Origin of the sequence: Altererythrobacter epoxidivorans (assembly GCF_001281485.1) — a bacterium.
GTDB classification, from domain to species: Bacteria; Pseudomonadota; Alphaproteobacteria; order Sphingomonadales; family Sphingomonadaceae; genus Erythrobacter; species Erythrobacter epoxidivorans.
Map to the genome: position 1 here is coordinate 1,432,529 of NZ_CP012669.1, position 22,407 is coordinate 1,454,935.

A 22,407-nucleotide genomic window follows, 5' to 3' on the forward strand; every position below is an offset into this window, starting at 1 on the left:
CGCCAAAGCGCCCCCGGCCTTCTACTGTTTTCAGCTTGTAGCGCTTAGAAGCGCATACCGACACCGGCCATCACCTGGTGACGGTCGAGATCGACGTCGAAACGGTCGCTGTCCGGAAGGTCGCCGTCAAAGTCGACTTCGCCCTTCTGGTAGTTCGAATAGCGGTATTCGAGCTTCAGGAAGGTGTTCGGGTTCATGGCATATTCGACGCCTGCGCCCGCGCGCCAGCCGTCAAGGTCGAAGTCCTGCTTCAGTTCGGTCGTGCCATCGCTGGCGAGGACGTTGAGCTTGGCATTGGTGTAACCGCCCTTGGCATAGAGCAGAACGTCGGGTGCGATCGGCGTACCGACACGCGCACCGAGATAGAGGTCACGACCGGCATCGACGCGGCCGAAACCGAAGCCTTCGAAATCACCGTCATCGAACTCGGTCTTGGCGGTGGAATCGGTCCATTCACCCTCGAGGCCGACGACTGCACCGCCAATATTGAAGTCGTAACCGAGGCCGATGCCATAATTCACGCCGTCCATCGACTGGTCGTTATTGTCGGCACCGTCGTCATCGACGCTGCTGCCGGCCTGGACGATATCGTAACCGACGAGCGCTTCGACACGGGGGCCGACGAAGTTTTCGTCTGCGGACTGCGCCATTGCGGGGGTTGCGAGGGCGATGGTCGAGCCTGCGACTAGAAGGGCTGCGAACTTTTTCATTGTGTACTCCATTGTTTTGCGCGGCGGCATTGTTCCCGCCGTGGACCATGAAAACGGAGCAAATCGCAGCTGGTTTCATTAACCTCACACAACAACAAACTGTGGTAATTTAGACACTTACGCGGCGATATTCCGTGAGATTTTAGCGCCGAACCGTTAGGAACCTGTTCCCGTTTCCAGAGTTACGCGCGCCTGCGCACAAGCCTTGGCTTGCAGCGGATTGAGCACTATATGCGCGGCTCCCATGGCAGACACCGAACTCATGAGCATTCCCGGACAGATCGATCCGGTACCGGTTGCACGCGACATTACTCCGCGCGCCGATGGACGCATCGACTTGCTCGGCCTGCCCAAGTCCCAGATCCGTGACATCTTCGCAGAGGCTGGCCTGGATGCTCGGCAGGCGAAGCTCCGCGCAAAGCAGGTCTTCCACTGGATCTACCATCGCGGGGTCACCGACTTCGAAGCGATGACGGAACTGTCGAAGACCATGCGACCGTGGATGACCGAACGTTTCGTGATCGGCCGCCCGGAAATCGTGGAAGCACAGCATTCGAGCGACGGCACGCGCAAATGGCTGCTGCGCACGGCCGACGGGCACGAGTTCGAGATGGTTTTCATTCCCGATGCAGATCGCGGCACCCTCTGCGTATCGAGCCAGGTCGGGTGCACGCTCAATTGCCGGTTCTGCCACACCGGCACGATGAAGCTCGTCCGCAACCTGACGCCGGGAGAGATCGTCGGCCAGGTCATGCTGGCGCGCGATGCGCTGGGCGAATGGCCCAAGGGCAGCATGGCGGGTCTCGACGATGCGGAGGATGCAGGTCACTACACAGCCGACGGACGCCTGCTGACCAATATCGTCATGATGGGCATGGGCGAACCGCTTTACAATTTCGACAACGTCAAGGGCGCACTCCAGCTTGTTATGGACGGCGAAGGGCTCGCGCTTTCGAAACGGCGCATCACCCTTTCGACCAGCGGTGTCGTGCCAATGATGGATCGGTGCGGGCAGGAAATCGGCGTGAACCTTGCCGTGTCGCTCCATGCCGTTACCAAAGAGATCCGCGACGAGATCGTCCCGATCAACAAGAAGTACGGCATCGAAGAACTGCTGCAGGCATGCGCTGATTATCCCGGCGCATCCAATGCCCGGCGCATCACTTTCGAATATGTGATGCTCAAGGACAAGAACGATACGGACGAGCACGCGCATGAGCTCGTGCGCTTGCTGAAGCAGTACAAGCTGCCGGCGAAGGTCAACCTCATCCCTTTCAACCCCTGGCCCGGTGCGAATTACGAATGTTCGACGCCTGACCGGATCAGGAGCTTTTCGAACATCGTTTTCGAAGGCGGCATCAGCGCGCCTGTCCGCACCCCTCGCGGTCGTGACATCGACGCTGCCTGCGGCCAGTTGAAGACTTCGGCGGAAAAGAAGAGCCGCGCACAGCGTGATCGCGAAGCGTCCGAAGCCGCGGCATCCGCCGAATGAGCGATCCGGCGACCATCGCTTTTTATGAAGAGCGAGCGCCACATTACACGATGAGCTTCGGGCAATCGCCCAGCCGTCATCTCGACACGTTTCTCGATCGCCTTTCTGCCGGTGCACGCATCCTCGAACTCGGCTGCGGTAGCGGACGGGATTCAGCGCGGATCGTCGAGCGCGGCTTCGACCTCGATGCTACTGACGGTGTCGCCGCCATGGTGCGCAAGGCCAATGAACGCTTCAAGGTGGGCGCACGCCAGATGCGCTTCGATGAGCTTGCGGCGAATGGCGAATATGACGCGGTTTGGGCGCACGCCTGCCTTTTGCATGCCTCACGCAAGGAACTGCCGCCGATCCTGTCAGCCATATATCGCGCCTTGACAGCGGGTGGCTGGCATTTTGCGAATTACAAGCTCGGCGATGGCGAAGGCCGTGACCTGCTGGGTCGATTGCACAACTTCCCCGATCGTGACTGGATTACCGCACGCTACGTGGAAGCGGGCCTCGAGATCGTGGATTGCGAGGTTTACCCGGGCCAGGCAGCCGATGGGACCCAGCGTGACTGGATCGCACTGACACTCAAAAAAGGCACCAGATGAACTGTATCGTCAATGCGATCTGCGCCGGCAGCGGTCGCGCCGTACCTTCTGGCAAGGTGAGCGGGATTGCGAAGGCCCCTCTTGAAGGACAGGTATCCATCGGTCTGCGCGGCATTGAGGCTGACGAGCAGGTCAATCGCGTCCATCACGGCTATCCGCCGATGGCGCTGCATCATTATCCCGCCGAAAATCGCGCATGGCTGCTCGAGCACTTCGGCCCCCTACCCCGTCTCGCGGGGCCAGGAAGCATGGGCGAGAACATCTCGACAGAGGGGCTATCGGAACACGATGTGCACATTGGCGACCGGTTCCGCCTCGGCACCGCTCTGATCGAGGTGAGCCAGCCGCGCCAACCCTGCTCGACCATCGAAAGTCACCTCGACACCAAGGGTATCGTCAAGGCGATCGTGGCGAGCGCGCGGAGCGGATGGTTCTATCGGGTCTTGGAACCCGGGACGGCCTCGGCAGGAGATGCCCTGCAAAAAGTCGAGGAAGGGAACCCTCGCTGGCCTGTCGCAAGAGCATTTCTGGCAGTTTACGGGAGCAGCCGGGCACCCGAAAGCGAGCTTCGCGAATTAGCCGCGCTTGACCGCGTGTCCGAACGGCTCGTCCTCGACATCGGCAAGCGCATCACGCTCTAGATAACGACCGCTCGTCGCTTTCGGGGCGTCGCTTCATCGCAAAAAAGCCGTTTACCGCCAGCGTTCATCTGGCGTTGTGGATCGCTGAACGAAGGTCGCCGTTAATCCGTCAAAGGAAACGGAAAGGACGAGATAATGAAGAAGATCGCACTCGCTTTTGCGGCCACCACGATGGCCATTACCGGCCTCGGCACCGCATCCCCTGCTGCCGCCGACCCGCCCCCTTGGGCCCCTGCCCATGGCAAGCGTGCCAAGGACCGCGACCTCTATGACAGCCGCGGTCGCTATTACGAGCCGCGCCGTATCACCCGCAGCAGTCGTATGTGGCGTGGTGACGACGGTCGCTATTACTGCAAGCGCGACAACGGCACGACCGGTCTTGTGATCGGTGCTGGCGTCGGCGCCCTTGCCGGACACGAGCTTGCAGGTCGCGGCGACAAGACGCTCGGCGCTATTCTCGGCGGTGCCGTGGGCGCAGTACTCGGTCGCGAGATCGACCGGGGCAGCCTCAGCTGCCGCTGATTTGTGAAGCTTCCAGGCGAAAGGGGCGCGTTCGTTTCGGCGAGCGCGCCCTTTTTTCGCTCAATCGACAGCAAGCAGTCCCTGTGAGCTGACGATGTCCGCCGTTCCGCCAATCCATGTCTCGCCATCTTCGTCGATGGCACAATGGATCGCTCCGTCGGCACCGGTCTTTCGCCCTTGGGCAGCCTTATAGCTGCCGGTCGCCAGGCCATGGGCGAACAGGTGTTTGGCGACGCCTGCGTTGAAACTTCCCGTCACGGGGTCTTCGCGAAAACGCCCGAGTGTGTCGGAGAAGAACGCGCGGATTTCCCAGTCGACCTCGCCCCCCTCGCCTGCCGGACCGGCCAACCCGATATCGGTACCCAGCGGTGCCGTGAAAGAAGGTGAGGCGGCGAGAACATCGCTCGCCGATTTGAGCCGTAGCAATTGCCAGCCCGGCCCATTGGCGACATGCACTGCTTCCTCGACCGTATCGGGATCTGCCCCCGTCATCGAGATCGCGAAATCGCGTTCTTCCGATGTCATGGGGCCGTATTTCGTGAAGGCTGGCGCCTTGAATGCCAGCCGGTCGTCCTCGCTCCTTACCTCTACCAGTCCGACACCGCATTCCTGGATGATAACGCCATCAGACCCGGGTATGCCGCCAGCCGCCAGCCATGCACGGGCGCTACCCAGGGTCGGGTGCCCTGCAAAAGGCAATTCCCCCCCCGGATAGAAGATGCGTACACGATAGTCGGCGCGCTCGTCCGACGGATCCAGCAGGAATGTCGTCTCCGAAAAACCGAGCCACTGTGTCAGGCGAAGCATCTGTTCATCGCTCAGGCCTTCGCCGCCATGCACCACGCCCAGAGGGTTGCCACTGAGCGGTCCCGAACCGAATACGTCCACCAGGTCGAGTTTCATGGTCTTCTCCAGTCGAGCACTTTCATCCTGCCAGCCTAGGCAAGGGGTGCGAAAACTGCTCAATAGATTTTATGATCAAGCCTGCAATTTTAGTCACGGGTGGTGCGGCGCGGATCGGCGCTGCAATCGTCAGGGCCTTTGCAGCCGAAGGCTGGCACGTCGTGATCCACTATCTCGGTTCCGATGACGAGGCAGAGGCGCTTGCCGCCACCCTGCCTTCGGCGGAGACGGTCCAGTGCGACCTTTCTGACGACGAAAGCGCGATCGCAATGATCGACGATTTGGCAGATCGTCTGGACGACTGGCGCGTCCTCGTGAATTCCGCATCGGTGTTCCACTACGACGATGTGCGGGCGCTGGAAACGGGCATCTACCGCGAAGCGATGCAGGTCAACGCGCTGACGCCGGCGCGCATGGCGCAGAGATTCCTGGCCCATGCGAAAAGCGAAGCGGGTCGCTGCGTCATACAGGTTACCGACCAGAAGCTGGCCAATCCCAACCCCGATTTCTTCAGCTACACGATGAGCAAGCATGCGCTCGACGCGACGATCGCCATGCTCGCTATGGCTGCAAAGGATGCCGATGACAGAGTCTACGGGCTTGCACCCGGCGCCATCCTGCCGAGCCATGACCAGACGCCCGAAGAAATCGAGGTCTCGCACAGGTTGAACCCGCTTCATCGCAAGACGGAAGCGAACGAAGTGGCCAAGGCCGCGCTCCTGCTCACCTCAGGCGCGCTGAGGAGTGGCGAAACCCTCTTCGTCGACAGCGGCCAGCACCTGCTGCACCAGGATCGCGACGTCATCTACCTCGCGCGCGAAATGGATCCGGCGACGACATGAAACGGCACGCACTCTCCACCCGCATCTGGCACTGGTTGAACCTCATTTGCGTGGTGATCCTGTTCATGAGCGGGCTCAATATCTCGAACGCGCACCGCTATCTCTACTGGGGCGCCTACGGTTTCGACCCTGCAGACGCCTGGTTATCGGTGGTCAGGTTCCCCGGATGGGCGACAATTCCCGGCTATTACAACCTCGCCGCCGCGCGCGACTGGCATATCCTGATGGCCTGGCCCTTTGCGCTGGGGCTGCTCTTCATGTGGGTTGCGATGCTCCTGAACGGTCATTTCTGGCGCGATCTCAGAACCAGCCGTTCCGAATGGCGGCCTTCTGCAATGCTTGCCGATATCAAGGCGCACCTTCGCCTGGACTTCGAACACGAAGGGGCGAAGTTCAACTTCCTGCAAAAGCTCGCCTACGGACTGGTCCTGGGCGTCTTCCTGCCGCTGATGGTCTTTACCGGCATGGCGATCAGTCCCGGCTTCGAACCTGCCGCGCCGTGGCTGGTCGACATGTTTGGCGGAAGGCAAAGCGCAAGGTCGATCCACTTCCTGACCGCATGGGCCATTTTCGGCTTTTTCATCGTTCACATCGTGCTGGTGCTCCTTTCGGGACCGGTGAAGCAGCTGCGCGACATGATCACGGGAGGCCGCGATGCGTCGTAGGTCGATAATCGCCGGAATGGCCGGTCTTCTTGCCGCGGGCTGCTCTAAAGTCGGTAAATCGGACACAGGCAGCGCAATCCTCGACAAGGCTGAGGACTGGCATCGCAGGGCGCACCGCGCCCTAGCGGGCAAGCAGGCGCTGGCCAGGGAATATCCACGCAGCGCGATTTCGCCGACTTTCCGCGGCAATGGTTCGCAGACAGTCGATACGGACGATTACAGGGCGCAGCTGGCGAACGGATTTGGAGACTGGCGGCTGCAGGTCCGCGGGCTGGTCGAAACGCCGCTATCGCTGAGCATGGAAAATATCCGCAAGCTTCCGCAGCGCACGCAGGTCACCCGCCACGACTGCGTCGAAGGGTGGAGCGCGATCGGAGAATGGACCGGGCCGCAACTCTCGCTGCTGCTCGACGCGGCAGGCGTGAAGGAAGAGGCGAACTTCATTATCTTTCGCTGCGCCGATACCTACAACGGGGGCGACTATTACGAGAGCATCGACATGGTCGATGCCTACCATCCGCAGACCATCGTCGCGCATTTGCTCAATGGTGAGCCTCTTCCCGAAAAGAACGGCGCGCCGCTGCGAATGCGGGTCGAACGGCAGCTAGGATACAAGCACCCCAAATACCTGACCGCGATCGAGGCCGTCGCCAGCCTCGATGGCATAGGCGGTGGCAAGGGAGGTTATTGGGAGGACCGCTCCGGTTACCAATGGTACGCCGGGGTCTAGCTCTCACTCGGGATATTTTCGCTGCATCGCTTCCCAGTCGGAAGCGATCATTTGCTCAAGCACAGCCATGTCCACATCCGCTAGCTTGTTGATGTAGAGGCAACTCTTGCCGGTCGAGTGCTTGCCCAGCTTCTTCAGCAATTCGTCGCGGCGCTTGCCTGCCAATTCGTCGCAATAACCACCCATCAGGTAGAGCGAATGTTTGGCCTTTCGCGGGCTGAAACCTGAACGCATCCATCGTACCTGCCGTCCGCTGGCATATGTCGTCTCGTAACTGCCATATCCGATGATCGACGGTCCCCACATGCGCGGGCTGGCACCGGTGACCTTGCGGAACAGTTGATCGAGCACCATGGCTTCTTCGCGCTTGCGATCTGGTTCGACAGAGGCAAGAAATTCTGCCGGTTCGATCGAAGTCTCGGTGGTCTTGGCTTCGCTCATCGTCGTTCCCACGGATGCATTGAGAGCAAAATTGCTCGATCCGCAGTCTGCCATGACGGGAACATAGAGACCAGACCGCAGGAAAGGCGCCCTTAAGAGCGTGTCATCGAGGTCGCCCAACCATTTGCCGAACGAGATATTCGCTCCATGAGCAACGCCCGCTCGCTGTTTGGGCGAGCGGGTGCGCCTGTGCACAAGCCATTCGGGAATTTCCGAAGCTAGCTGGCGGGTGCAGCCGCTCCCGGTTCGATTTTCGTCCAGGTTTCGGAATCGCACATGGCCTTACCCATGGCGCATCCCTTGATCTTGAGCGTCTTCGCATCGCTCGTGACGGTGCCGTTGAAGGTCATGAAGCCCGGCATGCCCGGATGCTTCATCTTCTTGCCGAACCAGTCTTCGCCCTGCGGAGCCATGCCGTGGCACATTTCGAAATTGGGCTTCTTGCCTTCCGTGATCCGGCAATAGAGCTGCTTGTCGGCAACCCAGACCTTCACGATATCGCCATTCGGACGCTTGTATGTGCCGCTCGGATCTCGAGCGAGAGCAGGTGTCGCGATTGCTGCCGCCAGCACCGCCCCTGCGACTGTATGATAGAGTTTTCTCATTATCCTCTCCCCTATTTGAGGAGTTGCTACATTAGCCTTTGCTAATCAGGAGTCGAGGCTGGTTACGAGAGAAACATTTGCCCGTCAGCCGCGACACTGTTAGCGGCGCACTCGTTCAAAGGAGCCTCCTGCAAATGTCGGATACCAAGCGCGCTGAAATCAAACGGGTTGTCCTCGCCTATTCCGGGGGACTCGACACTTCCGTGATCGCGAAATGGCTCGAGGTGGAGCGCGGCCTGGAGGTTGTCACCTTTACCGCCGATCTCGGCCAGGGCGAGGAAATCGAACCCGCACGCGCCAAGGCTCGCGCCATGGGCATCCCGGACAAGCACATCTTCATCGAGGACCTGCGCGAAGAATTCGTGCGCGACTTTGTATTCCCGATGATGCGCGCAAACGCCCGCTACGAAGGCGACTATTTGCTCGGCACCAGCATCGCGCGCCCCCTCATCTCCAAGCGGCTGGTCGAGATCGCCCATGAAACCGGCGCCGACGCCATCGCGCACGGTGCGACGGGAAAGGGCAATGACCAGGTCCGTTTCGAACTGTCCGCCTACGCCCTCGATCCCGATATCAAGGTGATTGCCCCGTGGCGCGAATGGGACCTCACCAGCCGCACCGCTCTGATCGCCTGGGCCGAGGCGCACCAGATCGCCGTGCCCAAGGACAAGCGCGGCGAAAGCCCGTTCTCGACCGACGCCAACCTCCTTCACACCTCGTCAGAGGGCAAGGTGCTGGAAGATCCGTGGGAAGAAACGCCGGACTACGTCTATTCGCGGACCGACCATCCGGAAACCGCGCCCGATACGCCTGAATATATTACCATCGACTTCGAAAAGGGCGACGGCGTCGCGTTGAATGGCGAAGCTATGTCGCCTGCCACGCTGCTGGCTGCGCTCAACGACCTTGGCCGCAAGCACGGCATCGGCCGCCTGGACCTGGTCGAAAACCGCTTCGTCGGCATGAAGAGCCGCGGTATGTACGAAACGCCCGGCGGCGAGATCTATGCCCGCGCGCATCGCGGCATCGAACAGATCACCCTCGATCGCGGTGCCGCCCACCTCAAGGACGAGCTGATGCCGAAATATGCAGAGCTCATCTACAACGGTTTCTGGTTCAGCCCGGAACGCGAGATGCTGCAGGCAGCAATCGACCTGAGCCAGGACAAGGTTTCGGGCACAGTCCGTCTCAAGCTCTACAAGGGGAATGCGATGGTTGTCGGGCGCAGGTCGCCCAACTCGCTCTATTCGGAAGCTCATGTGACTTTCGAAGACGATGCCGGCGCTTACGACCAGAAGGACGCGGCGGGCTTCATCAAGCTTAACGCACTGCGCCTGCGCCTGCTCGCCCAGCGAGACCGCACCAAGTAAGCGAAATTGCCGGCTGGCAGGCGACCGGAATCGCATTGGCGGTTTCGGTCCTACGGGGCTGGAAAAAGCTACGGCGGCGCAGAATCGACCGATAGGTGATCCATTTTGCGATGAGCCGTTGAGTTATCCACCCGTGTCCACAGCGATTCTGAGGAAAAGTGGAAAACTCGGGGTTGTGAAACTTGCGCGACTCACTCTTCCGGCGCAGTCTCAAGACATCGGAAGGGACGGAAACCCAACCGGAGATCTGGCTCTAACGAGTTGATTTCACGAGAGTTTCTACGAACGACCGACGCAGTGGGTTCTGTCCACGCGGTCTTTGAGACCGGACATGCAGAAGGCTTCGGCAAGACGCAAGTGCGGTCGTTTGAGAAGAACGCGATTGCTTGCTCACTGGTAAGGCTGATCGTTCGATCCTGGATCGAAGGAGAGGTCGAAAGCTTCGGCTGGAGATCTGTCCGTTTGAGAAAAGGGATCATCAAAGGATGATTGGTCTCGGTACCGCCGGAAGGCCGGTGCATTGCGGAAGGGCCTCGGTCCGGAAGGAATGAAACCGCTGGAAGACGGAACCGGATGCCGGCGCGAGCGCCGGTGACAAAATCTGCCGACTTGTTCGGTGGTGAGACATCGGACGCCAAGCGCTCCTCGGAAGGTTTACCGGAAGAGAAGACCACGCGTCGGTGAGAGTGGGGTCGGCAACTTGTTGCCGGCCCCATTTGCTATTGGGCGTTGCAAATTGGCGCCAAAGATTGGGGCGTCGAGGCGAATTTTCAAAGAGCCAGGCCGGGTGATTCTTCCACCTTGTGACAGATGCCCGGAAGGTAGGAAAACCGGCCCACCAGACCGATTCCGCGACGGAACGTGGCAGGATTGGGGCGACAAGCCGCCGTGTTAAGGACTCTCGGGGAAGGGTCGACTATAGAACCTCCATCCGAACGGGAGGTCCAGAACATGGCCAAACGCACGTATCGCAGCGCTATTATTGCCGCCGCATTGTTGTTTCCCGGCACTGCCGGTCACTCAGAAGAACTCGCCGCAGAGGCATCGGCAAAGTCCGCAGGTTTCCAATCCAGCTTCGCTCGTTACGAAGCCCTGCCTGCTGCTGCCGCACCTTCGGGCAATGCCGTCGACATGGCCCTGATCGAACCCGCGATCGAGGAAATCGCCCCCGAGAACAGCCTCGGCGCAGGCGTTGCGTCCTATTACGGGCGCAAGTTCCACGGCCGCCGCACCGCCAGCGGCGAAACCTTCGACATGAACGGGCTGACCGCGGCACACCGCACCCTGCCCTTCGGATCGAAAGTCCGCGTGACCAACCCCAGCAACGGCCGTTCGGTCATCGTCCGCATCAACGACCGCGGACCATTCTCGCGCAATCGCACGATCGACCTCAGCCGCGCTGCAGCGACCGAAATCGGCCTGATCGCCCGCGGCCACGGCACGGTAGAGCTGGCGCTGCTCGGCGACTGACGGGCTAGCCCCCGCCTCGCCTCAACCAACCCTATTCGTCGAGCTGGCCGCGCACCGCGCCGTTCGGATACCTGATCGTGTGGACGTTGACGTAATATTCGCCCGGCTTGCGCGCGATCTTCGTCAGCAGTTCCTTGTCCGCATCGACGCACACGTCGCGCCCGTCTTCGCCCATCAGCTTGAGCTCCATGACAGGCGGGCCGTCCTTGCCCTTGCGCCCTTCGTGGATATGCGCGGCGGAGAAATCGTCGATCCCCTCCACCTCGAGCATGTAGCAGATGCGCCCCTTGCCAAGGTCCAGCTCGGCCGAGAAATCCGCCGTCTGGTCAGGCCCTGCGCCGCCCGAAGTCTCGTATTCGCCGAACAGGCTGGTCCCGATGTAAGAGAAATTGTCCTGCGCTGCGGCCGGCAGGACGATCCCCGCCGCCAGGCATCCGGCGATTGCAAGCTTGGCATGTTTCATCGTGCACTCCCCCGATTTGCTATCGTGTGATCGCTTTGCGACCTGTCACGCAGGATACGCCTTTGCCGATGCTCAGGCAATCGGATCGTGAGGGGCGCCGCACCCTTCCCCTGCCCCTCTATTCGCGGGGTCTTGCGCGGATGACGCGGGCCTCTGGCCCCACCGCCTCTACCTTCGAGAAGTTGAGCGTCACCTGCTCGGCAGAGCAGGCTGTGACCGTAGCCGTCGGCACCCGCACGACCTGGGCGGTTTCCTCGTTACGGATGGTGAGGTTGCGCAGCGTTGCGCCGACTTCGCACTTCATGCCTTCGGGCAGGGCGGCAGCTGCCTCGCGCACCCGCTGCACCGCGGGAAGCAGCAGGCCGACCGTCTGCGGGCGCGGCCCCTTCGCCTTCACATTGCCCGGGGCGGCAGGGGCAGAGGCAGCGGCGCCCGAGTTGCGCCACACCTCGAAATCGCGCCCGTCCACCCGGCCATCGCCGCTCGTCTCGGCCGCACCGTCGCCGTTCAAGTCCCCGCTCGCGACCTTGACGCCGCCGTTGAAGCCCTCGCCCTCGCCCTTGAAACCCATCGCGGCGATCCGGCTTTCGCCCTTGATCCCGTCGAACTTGATGTAGGCGGCAGCCTGCGCCGCGCAGGGCAGCGCGAGCGCGCCAAGTGCCATGAACCAGATCCGTGCGTGCATGATCTCTCCCCTTTTCCGTAGGGGAAGCTAAGCCTTTGCCGCAGATCAGGCAATCGGATCGTGAGGGGCGTCGCAGGCCCCCTCCTCCTCCCATTCCTCCGCCTCTCTCAGCTCGTACCACTGCGGATAGCCGGCCTCGAAAGCGGCGAGTTGCAGCGCCTCCAGCGCATCGACCTCCGCCACCCCGCTGCAAAGCTGGTGCGGGGGCAAGGCATGCGCGGGCCGCGCCGCCTCCATCGCATCGAGGCGCGTGTCGAGGGTTTCTGAAGGAGTCTCGACAGGGGGCTTACAAGGAGGGGAATTCCTACCCGATGGAACACATGGAACACTGTCCTGCGGCTCTTTTTCGGGGAGCGCATGGGGCAGTTCCTCCCCGCGCCGCAGCGCATCAATCGCATCGTCGAGCAGCGCCGTCGCAGCCCCCACCTCGGCACGTTCGGCCAGGCGGTCGAGCCGCGCCAGGTGCGCGAGCAGCAGGCGGGAATCGTAGCGGCGCCGGGTCGCCACCTCCTCCCCGTGATAGAACACCTGCTCCTCCACGCCGTTGAGGGCGCGGTCGGCCAGCACCTCCTCGGCGCGGGTACGGGCAGAGAGCAGCGCCGCATCCCACAGCGCGGCAAAGGCCGGGCGCGTGCGCCGCGCGCGATAGGCGGTCTGCGGGCTGACCCGCCCCGCCCGGCACGCGAGGCGGACATTGCCATATTGCGCGAGGCTGTCGAGGAAAGCCCCCTGCGCACGCGAATTGAAGATGGAGTACCTCGCCCCTTCAGCAAAAGTGGACACCGGTTTTGCGCCTGGCAGGGGCGACGAAGAATCTTGGTCGATAGAGATAAGGGCGGTCACAATTCGGTTCCTTTCGGAAGGTGGGAACCGAACAGAATACGGGAACTGGGGCGAGTAGGAAAAAAGAAGCTATTTAATCACGGGTTTGGCAATCTTGAGCAACCTTGTGCCATTTCGCCACCATCGTCTGCTAGGTCAACGAACCTCTGCGAACGCAAGCAAAGTCGGTAGGTTGTTCCATCGAATATCGTCCACCGGCACTTTTCACGATTAATCCTTGGACTTCGAGTGATAGCTCAGCCTTCTGATCAAAGGCGTCGATTACAAGCTTTCGATCACCTCGCTCAAATGGTATCCGCACATGCTTTAGGTCATCTCCGAAGCGAGCTTCGAGAATTAGCGTTCCATTTCGTTGCCCTCGTGGCTCCGTCACACCGACTACAGTGCCAGAAAGTTTTCGCTTCCAAGTTTCAGCTCTTGGCGCAAGCTGGTCTGCAATTTCACGCAAAGTGTCTTCGTCTCTCCTCTGAAACTCAACCTTTCGGATCCTTTGCTCCATCGACTGATGAACGCCGATCTCAACCCTCGGAGAGAGAGCGACAATCTCGGCAAGCGCCGTAGCAAAATTCGCTGGGAAGACCGGTGACAATTGCAGCAACTCATTTGGCTGAATCTTCGATGCCTCCAATCCGTTCGCTAACGAATTACTTACGCGCCGCCCAATATTTATATGCTCAGACTCATTTCCCAACAAGGAATCTGTTCTTTGGGTTGGCAGAAGCAATGTAATAACAAATGACCCAGGCTCTGTTTGCCCCATTCGTACAGTATCAAGGTATTTACTTACTTCGTTAGTACGTCGACCTCTGACATAGCTTACTGGCTTTTCGGAGGTCGCAAACACTGCAGCGTAATCAATGAGAGAGTAACTATTGTTCAATGTTTCTATTGCATCATCTAAATCGACACTAACACTTGATGCACCGATGCCAGTCCTGACGCGGAGGGTGTCGAAACCTATCGAGGAAATAGAACGTGCAATGCGCTCGCGATCCGAATCCAATAAGCGCGACAAATCATTGATTAACTTAATCAACCTCATCTCAAGGTCATCAATATTTTTCGTCGTTGGAACGACTACGTATCGACCATCCTTGGACACGTAGACTGCCCCACGCCCCCCGAGATCTTCAGAAAAATTGAAGCCCTGCAAGGTCAAGAAAGTCTCATATTTCTCGAGAGATGCATCCATCGCAAAGTGGAGCCACGCTTCTGAAGTCATGACAGTCCACCTTTTCCTGACCGCGCGTTGGCCAGGCCTCGCTCGAGAAGCTCGACAAGTTTCGCCGCATCCAGCCGATTTGCACGAGGAATCATAATAGGAACATTGGACTGCTGTGTTGCGTCTGACAATCCGTGCAAATCATACCAGTAGACGCCATTGCAGAACTTTACGCTTTTATGATCAAAGATCACCCACCGGTCTGCTTCCTTCGCGACGTCTGCGACCAGAAGAACCCGCGGGATCATAAGGTTCTGAGCGCGTAAGTGGTCGTAGTTTCTCTTCTTGAGCTTGTACTCGAGAAAATCGCCCTTCGAAACTAGAGTTGTTACACCTTTGATCTGAGCGTCGATCTGTGCCGGCGTGCCTGCAGCCATTGGAGCAATATTCACATCGGTCGACTTGTAGTCGGTCGGGGGTTGCGTCACGTAGCAGCCCGCCCTTGTTGCGATCATGTCTACTACAGCATGACCCAATCGTTCTTTTATCGCAGTTTCCGGTGCCCCCAACATCGCCACGCTGTATTGAATACTTTTCGATTTGCCAAGCAAATCGGGCAAATAGATTCAATTATTACTCTACCTTCTTCACCGAAGGCGGCTGTGTTGGATAGTTGAACCCGCTGAAATCTGGCGAAGGACCGCAATTTCTGGGACACTCACACTGTCTTCCCTGACAAACCCCCGAGATACATACTCCCCCATTGCCCCTGCCCCGTCCATTGCGGTACGTTCCACCGCATGGAGCCATTCACAGCATTCCTCGGGGCGGTTTTCGCCAGCATGATCGTCCTCGGCATAGGGCTGCTGCGCAGGCGCAGCGGGGAGGACATGATCGCGCGACAGAAGCGCAAGACCATCGCGCAGATGGACACGCAGATGGACCGCTCTCCCTCCGGCCATCACGGCGCGGCCCCCGATAACCGCCGCACCGATGTAGAGGCGCTGCTCGCCATTCCCGAAATCCGCCAGGCGCTCGAAAAACGCCGCAAGATCGAGGCGATCAAGCTGGTGCGCGAACGGGCCGGTCTCGGCCTCAAGGAAGCCAAGGACATCGTTGACCGCGCAGTGCGGAAATAGCGCCCGCTACCCCTGCGGGCGCGCGCTACTCAGCCGCTTCATTTTGTTTGTTTAGCTTCAGTCGCCAGCGCTCACGTCCGTTCGCTCGGCTTTCGCGCCATAAGGCGCGGCGGCCCTGCAGGTGGCCTTTGGCAAGCTGCGTCTTCGACTTCGCTTCCGCCCTTGCGGTTCGCGTCTGCGGCCCCAATCGCTTCGCTCATCGGGCCGCAAACGCTCGCCGATCCAGCGCTACTCGGCAGCTTCCTTTTGACGTTCAAGCATCGGTTTGAGGTAGGCGCCGGTAAAGCTGCGCGGTTCCTGCGCCACTTCCTCCGGCGTGCCTGACGCGACCACCTCGCCCCCGCGCACCCCGCCTTCGGGGCCGAGGTCGAGGATGAAGTCCGCGGTCTTGATCACGTCGAGGTTGTGTTCGATCACCACCACCGAATTGCCCTGATCCACCAGCCGGTGCAGCACCTCCAGCAGCTTCCTCACATCCTCGAAATGCAGGCCCGTGGTCGGCTCGTCGAGGATATAGAGCGTCTGCCCGGTGCTGCGTTTCGACAGTTCCTTCGCCAGCTTCACCCGCTGCGCCTCGCCCCCCGAAAGCGTCGTCGCCTGCTGGCCGACCTTGACGTAGCCGAGGCCGACCTCGTTCAGCATGTGCATCTTGTCACGAATGGGGGGGACGGCCTTGAAAAACTCCTCCGCATCCTCGATCGTCATGTCGAGCACGTCGGCGATGGAGTGGCCCTTGAACTTCACCTCCAGCGTTTCGCGGTTGTACCGCTTGCCGTGGCATTCCTCGCAGGTGACGTAAACGTCGGGGAGGAAGTGCATCTCGATCTTGATCAGCCCGTCGCCCTGGCACTTCTCGCAGCGCCCGCCCTTGACGTTGAAGCTGAAGCGGCCGGGCTTGTATCCGCGCGCCTGCGCCTCCGGCAGGCCCGCGAACCAGTCGCGGATCTGCGTGAAGGCGCCGGTGTAGGTCGCCGGGTTCGAACGCGGGGTGCGGCCGATGGGCGACTGGTCGATCTCGATCACCTTGTCGCAATATTCGAGGCCGGTGACCTTGTCGTGCGCGCCTGCGATCACCCGCGCGCCGTTCAATGTCCGCGCCGCTGCGGCATAGAGCGTGTCGATGGTGAAAGACGACTTGCCGCTGCCCGAAACGCCGGTGATGCAGGCAAAGGTGCCGAGCGGGATGCTGGCGGTGACGTCCTGCAGATTGTTCGCCCGCGCGCCATGGACGGTCAGCTCGTGCCCGTTGCCCTTGCGGCGGGTCGTCGGCACCGCGATCTCTCGCCTGCCGGTGAGGTAATCGGCGGTGAGCGAGTTCTTGGACTTCAATACCTGTTTCAGCGTGCCCTGCGCGACCACTTCGCCGCCGTGGACGCCCGCGCCGGGGCCGAGGTCGACCACGTGGTCGGCGGTGCGGATCGCATCCTCGTCATGCTCGACCACGATCACCGTGTTGCCGAGGTCGCGAAGGCGCTTCAGCGTTTCGAGCAGCCGGTCGTTGTCGCGCTGGTGGAGGCCGATGCTGGGCTCGTCGAGCACGTAGAGCACGCCCGACAGCCCGCTGCCGATCTGCGAGGCGAGGCGGATGCGCTGGCTCTCCCCGCCGCTCAGTGTTCCGGAGGTGCGGTCGAGATTGAGGTAGTCGAGCCCGACATTGTCGAGGAAGCCCAGACGCTCGTTGATTTCCTTGAGGATGGCCTTGGCGATCTGCGCCTGCGTGTCGTTGAGCAGGCCGTCGAGCGCGAGGAACCACGCCTTGGCATCGGCAACGCTCATCCGGGTAGGTTCGGCGATATCGGTCGGCCCGTTGGGACCGGGGATCTTCACCGACAGCGCTTTCTCGTTGAGGCGCTTGCCGCCGCAGGTCTCGCACGGCTGCGCGGTCTGGAACTTCGACAGCTCCTCGCGCATCCAGGCGCTTTCGGTCTGCAGCAGGCGGCGGTTGAGATTGCCGATCACGCCCTCGAACGCCTTGCGCACGGTGTATTCCTTGCGCCCGTCCTTGAAGGTGAGCTCGACCGGCATGCCGCCCGTGCCGTGGAGAATGATCATCCGCTGGTCGGGCTCGAGCGCGTTCCACGGCGTCGTCAGGTCGAAGTCGTATGCCTTCGCCAGGCTTGTCAGCACCTGCATGTAATAGGGGGACGGCGGGTTGCTCTTCGCCCAGGGCACGACCGCGCCCTGCTTGAGGCTGAGCGCTTCATTGGGCACGACCAGTTGCGGATCGAACAGCAGTTTCTCGCCGATCCCGTCGCAAGTCGCACAAGCCCCTTGCGGTGCGTTGAAAGAGAACAGGCGCGGCTCGATCTCTTCGATGGTGAAGCCCGAAACCGGGCAGGCGAACTTTTCCGAAAAGACGATGCGGTTGGCCGGGATACCGGCGCCCTTCATCGCGCCGCCCGCTTCTTCTTCGCCCTCGCGGCCCGGGACCACGCCGTCGGCAAGGTCGACATAAGCCAACCCTTCGGCCAGCTTGAGCGCGGTTTCGAAGCTGTCGGCAAGCCTTGTCTCAAGCCCTTCTTTCACCGCCAGGCGATCAACCACGACCTCGATGTCGTGCTTGTATTTCTTGTCGAGCGCAGGCGCTTCTTCGATCGGATAAAGCTCTCCGTCGATGCGCACGCGGGTGAAGCCCGCCTTCTGCCATTCGGCCAGCTCCTTGCGGTATTCGCCCTTGCGCCCGCGTACGACCGGCGCGAGCAAATAGAGCCGCGTGCCTTCGGGCAGCGCCATGACGCGGTCGACCATCTGGCTGACGGTCTGCGCGCTGATCGGCTCTCCGGTCGCCGGCGAGTAAGGCACGCCTACGCGCGCCCATAGCAGGCGCATGTAGTCGTAGATTTCGGTCACGGTGGCGACGGTCGAACGCGGGTTGCGGCTTGTGGTCTTCTGCTCGATCGAGATGGCAGGAGAAAGTCCGTCGATATGCTCGACATCGGGCTTCTGCATCATCTCCAGGAACTGGCGCGCATAGGCACTCAGGCTTTCGACATAGCGACGCTGCCCTTCGGCATAGATCGTATCGAAAGCGAGGCTCGACTTGCCCGAACCGGACAGGCCCGTAATCACGATCAGGCTATCGCGCGGAAGGTCGATGTCCACGCCTTTGAGGTTGTGTTCGCGCGCGCCGCGCACAGAGATTTTCGTGAGGGCCATTGGGGCGGTGTTCCGTAAATGTTCCGGGTAGTCAAGAGCCGCCGAAGCGCGGCCCGCCAAGTGCCCGTAATCTGGGTGTTAATAGGTCAATTACAATGTTCCTGCGCGGTTCCCCCTAGGGGCCCTATAGGAAAAATGAAGTGCCGGAAGCGGGGTGTATCCGCCAAACAAAGGTTCTCTTTGCGAGTCTTCCCGCCGAGCCTTTCGGGTCGCACCTTGAGGTCAGCTCAGGGACTTCGAAGAGTTTTGCAAGCCGTACTACTTTGCGCAGTACCGCGTGCAGGCTTCCCTCTTTCGATCACACTCACACTCTCGATCGGGGGGAGCCACACGCGTGCATTTTGCACGCACACGGCAAAAGGGGCCCGCCCATCAGGCGAGCCCCTTCAAACCGGACCTATCGCTCGGATAGTTGAGGTCAGTTCTTCCTGCCGGCGAAAATACCGTCGATGTCGACCGTATTGCCGGAGATAGTAAGGTCGTCGAAATCCAGGGTAAATCCGCCCCCGACTTCGGCAGCTCCCGGACCGAACAGATAGCCGAAGATCTGGCCGTATGGGTTGCCGCCCGACATGAACATGGCCGGTTGCAACTGGTTGCCGGTTAGCGAGCCCGGCGCGCTGATAAAGCTGCCGAAATCGCGCGTCGCACTCGACTGGCGATCGGTGCCCGTCAGCGCAAGCTGTCCGTTCCAAATGAAGGTGCCGAAGTTCACGCTGATTTCCGTTGTGCCGGTCAGGTCGTAGAATCGATTGGTTGCGCCCGTGCTCTTCGCTGCGCCGACGACGACACCATTATAGGTCGCACTGCCCGTGGTCGGAACGCTCGCCGGGTCGGTCTTGAAACCGAACACGGCATAACGGCGTGCGATCTCGTAATCGCCCGATCCGTTGCCGCCCCGCTCCCAGATACCGAACTTGGTATAGGTCAGCTCGACCAGCGAATTGCCCGGCGCCGTGTTGAGCAGGGTAAGCCCGTCGATCTGGCCACCGGCCGGATTGACGTCGCCATAAACGGTGTACTGATCGTTCGACAGCGAGGCATTCTTGTCACTGTCGCTATAGGTAAAGGTATTGGCGAGGCTCCACAGACCCGGATTGCGGTAGCTGACCCCGTAATTGCCGAGGATGCCGCTACCCGTTCCGGCGCGGAAGAAGGTCGTGGAGACGGTCGAGCCCGATTGGGTAACATTCTCGAGCTCTTCAATGACAATCGGTTCGAAATCCGCAGGATCGTTCAATCCGGCGAAGCTCGACGCAATGTTGCGGAAGCCCGGATCGCTCGAGCCGACCAGCGTTCCGGCAAAATCGACGACGCTCGACCCGCCACGGAACGATGCCCCGACTTCGGTTGCGGACGGGCCATAGAAAAGTCCCGCCCAGGTCCCCCCGATGCCGCCGAGAGTGAAATCGCCATTGAAACCACTCGATCCGATGGTTGCATCGCCATTGTAGGCGAAGCTGAAACCGCCGGTCGAATTGACGAGGTCGAACCCGTCGACGAGGCCGCTGACCGAAACGGTGCCAGCCCCGAAATCCGCGGTCAGCGTACCGGGGTTATAGGTCCGCATCAGGATCGGATTCTGGCCTTGTTCGGTCAGGAAGCCGAGGACGTAGACGTTATAGGTCCCGCCTCCGGAGGTCGGGACCGATGCCGGGGCAGTTGGATAGCCATAATGGAACGCGTCGGCGTCGACCACATAGGTTCCATCGGGCCGCTGGATGAGGCTGAAGTAAACCCCCTGCCCGACCCAGTTCAACCGGTCGGTGGAAGTGCCGGGAGGCAGGGTGACAAACAGGTTTTCCTGACCGCCGGATACGTTTTTCACGAACTCGCCATAGACCATGTTCGACGCGGTCTGGTCGACCGCGGTTACGTTCGAAAACTGCTTGTTTCCGCCGGGCCTGGTCAAGGTGTAGGTGCCGGTTGCCGGATCAATGGAAATCGTCAGCGACTGCGCGCCGGTCGTCACATCGGACTGGGCGGCACCGGTGCTCGTCAGCGAGCCGGAAATCTTGACCGCCTGTGTCGGATGGCTCGATGCCAGCGTGGGATTGACCAGCGACGTTCCGGTCTGAGGAGGCGTTGGCGTCGGAGTAGGCGTCGGTGTCGGTGTCGGCGTTGGCGTTGGCGTCGGTGTCGGCGTTGGCGACGGCGTCGGCGAAGGCGCTGGGGTCGGCGTTGGCGTCGGCCGCGGGGTGGAATTGACGTTTCCGCCCCCTCCGCCGCCACCGCATGCCATAAGCGCGAAGGACAAGGCGCAGACGCTGGCCTGCAATACGACCCGATAACGACCCATTACTGAAACTCCCCTCATTTCCCGAAATGCCGAACTTACCCGATTCGTGATTCGGCATTGGTATTTAAGCTGCGCAAATAGAGTATATTTTCTATAGTGTATCGCTCAAAATCAAAATGCCGAAGTTACCCCGAATTCGGCCGCGATCCGGTCGAAATCGTAGATCCCGACTGTCGAACTGTTGTTCTCGTAACTGACCCGGACCAGCGGGGCGAAAGACAGCACCCGAAGGCTGCGGAACGTGCCCGAAAGGCTCGTCGAGAAGCGATCGTCGACCCGGCGCTCGGGATAGAGGAAGATGCGCTTGTCCGCCTCGAGACGGTCGTATCCCAAGGTCGCAACAACCGTCGTCTGCCCCAGTTCGCGGAACAGGAAGACATCGATCCCGCCGCCCGCCGTCGAATAACCGGGATCGTTGGCGACCGATCGATTGCCCGATACCCGCAAGCCTCCGCCGAAACGCGCGCTGAAGGCACGGTCGACCCCGGCTGCAAGGCTGAACCGGTCGGTCGAGCGCAGGCTGTTGAGCCGGTCGGTGGTATGGATCGCGCTTGCATCGACCCGCAGTTGCGAGCGTTTGCCGGTCGGGTGCCGATAATCACCCGTCACACCATAGGAGAAGCTGTATGGGCTTTGGCCGAACCAGCGCCAGGCGGTGGTGCCGGAAAGGCTAATACGGTCCGCGCCCGAGGTGACTTGCGGCCCAGCCTGGAGCGACACGACGTAATCGTCGAAATCGCTCTCGCGGTAGAAATTGCCGCTGGCACTGACGCTTGCGAGAAGATCGACCGATTTGGCCAGCCCCTGCCGCACATAGGCCTGCCCGCGCAGCCTCAGGCCCAGGCCAGATCGTTCCTGCGCGTTCTCGTCGAGCGTGAAATCGCCGATCACGGTTTCGAGCGTATCCGAACGGGTCGCGCGATTGATGTTGGAATCGGGGGCCAATGCCAGTTCGAGGCTCGCCCCGAACGGCTTCTTGCTGGCGAGCGCGCTGGCGTAGAAGCGCACCATCTTCTCAACCTCCGGCGGCAGCCCCGCCGCCTGCGCCGCGCGCAATTCCCTCGCCGCTTCGGTAAGATTGCCCATCATCGCCTGCATTCGCGCCAGTTCGACACGCACCCGGGCAACATCGGGCTGTTCGTCCAGGATCTGGCGCAGCAGCACAGCGGCTTCGCGGTAATTTCCGATCTGGTCCGCCAGCATCATGGCAAGGCGGAAACGCGCTTCGTTGCGAAGCTCGACACTGGGGTCCTGCATCAGCGCCCGATACGCCGTTTCCGCCGTTTCGAAATCGCCGGCGGCGCGCGCTTCTTCCGCAAAATTGAACACTTGCGCCGCGTCGAGCGACAAAGACGATCCTGCGGACACGCCATCGGCATCCGCCCCTGCCTCTTGCGCACAGGCGATTGCGGGCGCCAGCGAGAGCGCCACTGCTGTAGCGAGAGAAAGCCTACTGATCATCAAGGATGCGACACCTTAGAGGAAAGACCGCCTGCTCCTGCAAAGCCCCGCCTGTGTCAAGTATCGCGACAGCGCAGGCAGAAGCTTTCGACCAGCGACATTGGCGCACCTGCCAACGCCCGCCTCGGTGGTTGCAAATGCAATCAATCTTCTGTTCAAGTCGCCTTTGTTACAGAGGACTGGAACGACCGCGTGCCATTCGCTGCATGCGGCAC

22 protein-coding genes are annotated in these 22,407 nt (G+C 60.8%); 10 read left to right on the forward strand and 12 right to left on the reverse strand.

Going from position 1 to position 22,407, the window contains the following annotated elements; genetic code table 11:
• Window positions 1-44 precede the first annotated feature (44 nt).
• Window positions 45-710, reverse strand: coding sequence for an outer membrane protein (locus tag AMC99_RS07195; protein WP_061924742.1), 666 nt, complete (start codon window positions 708-710; stop codon window positions 45-47).
• A 244-nt stretch (window positions 711-954) separates the two neighbouring features.
• Here AMC99_RS07195 and rlmN point away from each other — a divergent pair, with 244 nt between their 5' ends.
• From rlmN to AMC99_RS07215, 4 genes are all read left to right on the forward strand, one after another.
• Window positions 955-2,202 carry a dual-specificity RNA methyltransferase RlmN gene (gene rlmN / locus AMC99_RS07200; protein ID WP_061924745.1) on the forward strand — a complete coding sequence of 416 codons (1,248 nt, stop codon included), beginning with the start codon at window positions 955-957 and terminating at the stop codon, window positions 2,200-2,202.
• Window positions 2,199-2,795, forward strand: coding sequence for a class I SAM-dependent methyltransferase (locus tag AMC99_RS07205; RefSeq protein ID WP_061924747.1), 597 nt, complete (start codon window positions 2,199-2,201; stop codon window positions 2,793-2,795). The genes rlmN and AMC99_RS07205 overlap by 4 nt, the downstream gene beginning before the upstream one ends.
• Complete coding sequence (locus tag AMC99_RS07210) at window positions 2,792-3,436, forward strand: MOSC domain-containing protein (protein ID WP_061924750.1); 645 nt, start codon at window positions 2,792-2,794, stop codon at window positions 3,434-3,436. The genes AMC99_RS07205 and AMC99_RS07210 overlap by 4 nt, the downstream gene beginning before the upstream one ends.
• Before the next feature lie 135 nt (window positions 3,437-3,571).
• Window positions 3,572-3,958, forward strand: a complete 387-nt coding sequence (locus AMC99_RS07215; protein WP_061924753.1) for a glycine zipper 2TM domain-containing protein — start codon at window positions 3,572-3,574, stop codon at window positions 3,956-3,958.
• A 60-nt stretch (window positions 3,959-4,018) separates the two neighbouring features.
• Here AMC99_RS07215 and AMC99_RS07220 read toward each other — a convergent pair whose 3' ends face one another.
• Window positions 4,019-4,861 carry a PhzF family phenazine biosynthesis protein gene (locus AMC99_RS07220; RefSeq protein ID WP_061924756.1) on the reverse strand — a complete coding sequence of 281 codons (843 nt, stop codon included), beginning with the start codon at window positions 4,859-4,861 and terminating at the stop codon, window positions 4,019-4,021.
• Between the two features lie 71 nt (window positions 4,862-4,932).
• Here AMC99_RS07220 and AMC99_RS07225 point away from each other — a divergent pair, with 71 nt between their 5' ends.
• Genes AMC99_RS07225 through AMC99_RS07235 form a run of 3 tightly spaced genes read left to right on the forward strand, consistent with a single transcriptional unit; the run spans window position 4,933 to window position 7,098 of the window.
• Entirely contained in the window at window positions 4,933-5,703 is a 771-nt protein-coding gene (locus AMC99_RS07225) for an SDR family oxidoreductase (RefSeq protein WP_061924758.1), read from the forward strand.
• Window positions 5,700-6,368, forward strand: coding sequence for a cytochrome b/b6 domain-containing protein (locus AMC99_RS07230; protein WP_061924761.1), 669 nt, complete (start codon window positions 5,700-5,702; stop codon window positions 6,366-6,368). The genes AMC99_RS07225 and AMC99_RS07230 overlap by 4 nt, the downstream gene beginning before the upstream one ends.
• A complete protein-coding gene (locus AMC99_RS07235) occupies window positions 6,358-7,098 on the forward strand; it encodes a molybdopterin-dependent oxidoreductase (protein ID WP_061924764.1) in 741 nt (246 codons plus the stop codon). The genes AMC99_RS07230 and AMC99_RS07235 overlap by 11 nt, the downstream gene beginning before the upstream one ends.
• A gap of 3 nt (window positions 7,099-7,101) precedes the next feature.
• Here AMC99_RS07235 and AMC99_RS07240 read toward each other — a convergent pair whose 3' ends face one another.
• Window positions 7,102-7,539 carry a DUF1801 domain-containing protein gene (locus AMC99_RS07240; protein ID WP_061927811.1) on the reverse strand — a complete coding sequence of 146 codons (438 nt, stop codon included), beginning with the start codon at window positions 7,537-7,539 and terminating at the stop codon, window positions 7,102-7,104.
• Window positions 7,540-7,757: 218 nt separating this feature from the next.
• Window positions 7,758-8,144 (reverse strand): DUF2147 domain-containing protein, encoded by a 387-nt coding sequence (locus AMC99_RS07245; RefSeq protein WP_061924767.1) that lies wholly within the window; start codon window positions 8,142-8,144, stop codon window positions 7,758-7,760.
• A 134-nt stretch (window positions 8,145-8,278) separates the two neighbouring features.
• Here AMC99_RS07245 and AMC99_RS07250 point away from each other — a divergent pair, with 134 nt between their 5' ends.
• Window positions 8,279-9,514 carry an argininosuccinate synthase gene (locus AMC99_RS07250; RefSeq protein WP_061924770.1) on the forward strand — a complete coding sequence of 412 codons (1,236 nt, stop codon included), beginning with the start codon at window positions 8,279-8,281 and terminating at the stop codon, window positions 9,512-9,514.
• A gap of 951 nt (window positions 9,515-10,465) precedes the next feature.
• Entirely contained in the window at window positions 10,466-10,984 is a 519-nt protein-coding gene (locus AMC99_RS07255; RefSeq protein ID WP_061924771.1) for a septal ring lytic transglycosylase RlpA family protein, read from the forward strand.
• Between the two features lie 31 nt (window positions 10,985-11,015).
• On the opposite strand, the gene AMC99_RS07260 is transcribed toward AMC99_RS07255, so the two are convergent.
• From AMC99_RS07260 to AMC99_RS07280, 5 genes are all read right to left on the reverse strand, one after another.
• On the reverse strand, window positions 11,016-11,447 hold the full coding sequence (locus AMC99_RS07260; RefSeq protein ID WP_061924774.1) for a CHRD domain-containing protein: 432 nt from the start codon (window positions 11,445-11,447) through the stop codon (window positions 11,016-11,018).
• A gap of 118 nt (window positions 11,448-11,565) precedes the next feature.
• Window positions 11,566-12,132: a hypothetical protein gene (locus AMC99_RS07265; protein WP_061924777.1), complete on the reverse strand. Its 567-nt coding sequence runs from the start codon at window positions 12,130-12,132 to the stop codon at window positions 11,566-11,568.
• Window positions 12,133-12,177: 45 nt separating this feature from the next.
• Entirely contained in the window at window positions 12,178-12,975 is a 798-nt protein-coding gene (locus AMC99_RS14125; RefSeq protein WP_198143496.1) for a hypothetical protein, read from the reverse strand.
• Between the two features lie 130 nt (window positions 12,976-13,105).
• Window positions 13,106-14,197, reverse strand: coding sequence for a hypothetical protein (locus AMC99_RS07275; RefSeq protein ID WP_061924780.1), 1,092 nt, complete (start codon window positions 14,195-14,197; stop codon window positions 13,106-13,108).
• Window positions 14,194-14,757 carry a DUF4365 domain-containing protein gene (locus AMC99_RS07280; protein WP_157058275.1) on the reverse strand — a complete coding sequence of 188 codons (564 nt, stop codon included), beginning with the start codon at window positions 14,755-14,757 and terminating at the stop codon, window positions 14,194-14,196. Before AMC99_RS07280 ends, AMC99_RS07275 begins: the two co-directional genes overlap by 4 nt.
• Before the next feature lie 180 nt (window positions 14,758-14,937).
• Here AMC99_RS07280 and AMC99_RS14130 point away from each other — a divergent pair, with 180 nt between their 5' ends.
• The gene (locus AMC99_RS14130) at window positions 14,938-15,276 is read left to right on the forward strand and encodes a ribosomal protein L7/L12 (RefSeq protein WP_061924785.1); all 339 of its coding nucleotides are present in this window, start codon (window positions 14,938-14,940) and stop codon (window positions 15,274-15,276) included.
• Between the two features lie 228 nt (window positions 15,277-15,504).
• Here AMC99_RS14130 and uvrA read toward each other — a convergent pair whose 3' ends face one another.
• From uvrA to AMC99_RS07305, 3 genes are all read right to left on the reverse strand, one after another.
• Window positions 15,505-18,432, reverse strand: coding sequence for an excinuclease ABC subunit UvrA (uvrA, locus tag AMC99_RS07290; protein WP_061924788.1), 2,928 nt, complete (start codon window positions 18,430-18,432; stop codon window positions 15,505-15,507).
• A 418-nt stretch (window positions 18,433-18,850) separates the two neighbouring features.
• On the reverse strand, window positions 18,851-20,731 hold the full coding sequence (locus AMC99_RS14135) for a HupA family protein (protein WP_083440112.1): 1,881 nt from the start codon (window positions 20,729-20,731) through the stop codon (window positions 18,851-18,853).
• 111 nt (window positions 20,732-20,842) lie between these two features.
• Window positions 20,843-22,192: a surface lipoprotein assembly modifier gene (locus AMC99_RS07305; RefSeq protein ID WP_061924797.1), complete on the reverse strand. Its 1,350-nt coding sequence runs from the start codon at window positions 22,190-22,192 to the stop codon at window positions 20,843-20,845.
• Window positions 22,193-22,407: the final 215 nt, after the last annotated feature.

Bases quoted from the DNA above. Each gene is read 5' to 3' on its own strand.
- uvrA (WP_061924788.1), bottom strand. From the start codon at position 18,432: ATGGCCCTCACGAAAATCTCTGTGCGCGGCGCGCGCGAACACAACCTC.
- AMC99_RS07225 (WP_061924758.1), top strand. From the start codon at position 4,933: ATGATCAAGCCTGCAATTTTAGTCACGGGTGGTGCGGCGCGGATCGGC.
- AMC99_RS07255 (WP_061924771.1), top strand. From the start codon at position 10,466: ATGGCCAAACGCACGTATCGCAGCGCTATTATTGCCGCCGCATTGTTG.
- AMC99_RS07260 (WP_061924774.1), bottom strand. From the start codon at position 11,447: ATGAAACATGCCAAGCTTGCAATCGCCGGATGCCTGGCGGCGGGGATC.
- AMC99_RS07250 (WP_061924770.1), top strand. From the start codon at position 8,279: ATGTCGGATACCAAGCGCGCTGAAATCAAACGGGTTGTCCTCGCCTAT.
- AMC99_RS14135 (WP_083440112.1), bottom strand. From the start codon at position 20,731: ATGGGTCGTTATCGGGTCGTATTGCAGGCCAGCGTCTGCGCCTTGTCC.
- AMC99_RS07195 (WP_061924742.1), bottom strand. From the start codon at position 710: ATGAAAAAGTTCGCAGCCCTTCTAGTCGCAGGCTCGACCATCGCCCTC.
- AMC99_RS07215 (WP_061924753.1), top strand. From the start codon at position 3,572: ATGAAGAAGATCGCACTCGCTTTTGCGGCCACCACGATGGCCATTACC.
- AMC99_RS07240 (WP_061927811.1), bottom strand. From the start codon at position 7,539: ATGAGCGAAGCCAAGACCACCGAGACTTCGATCGAACCGGCAGAATTT.
- AMC99_RS07265 (WP_061924777.1), bottom strand. From the start codon at position 12,132: ATGCACGCACGGATCTGGTTCATGGCACTTGGCGCGCTCGCGCTGCCC.
- AMC99_RS07245 (WP_061924767.1), bottom strand. From the start codon at position 8,144: ATGAGAAAACTCTATCATACAGTCGCAGGGGCGGTGCTGGCGGCAGCA.
- AMC99_RS07235 (WP_061924764.1), top strand. From the start codon at position 6,358: ATGCGTCGTAGGTCGATAATCGCCGGAATGGCCGGTCTTCTTGCCGCG.
- AMC99_RS07205 (WP_061924747.1), top strand. From the start codon at position 2,199: ATGAGCGATCCGGCGACCATCGCTTTTTATGAAGAGCGAGCGCCACAT.
- AMC99_RS07305 (WP_061924797.1), bottom strand. From the start codon at position 22,192: ATGATCAGTAGGCTTTCTCTCGCTACAGCAGTGGCGCTCTCGCTGGCG.
- AMC99_RS07210 (WP_061924750.1), top strand. From the start codon at position 2,792: ATGAACTGTATCGTCAATGCGATCTGCGCCGGCAGCGGTCGCGCCGTA.
- rlmN (WP_061924745.1), top strand. From the start codon at position 955: ATGGCAGACACCGAACTCATGAGCATTCCCGGACAGATCGATCCGGTA.
- AMC99_RS14130 (WP_061924785.1), top strand. From the start codon at position 14,938: ATGGAGCCATTCACAGCATTCCTCGGGGCGGTTTTCGCCAGCATGATC.
- AMC99_RS07275 (WP_061924780.1), bottom strand. From the start codon at position 14,197: ATGACTTCAGAAGCGTGGCTCCACTTTGCGATGGATGCATCTCTCGAG.
- AMC99_RS07230 (WP_061924761.1), top strand. From the start codon at position 5,700: ATGAAACGGCACGCACTCTCCACCCGCATCTGGCACTGGTTGAACCTC.
- AMC99_RS07220 (WP_061924756.1), bottom strand. From the start codon at position 4,861: ATGAAACTCGACCTGGTGGACGTATTCGGTTCGGGACCGCTCAGTGGC.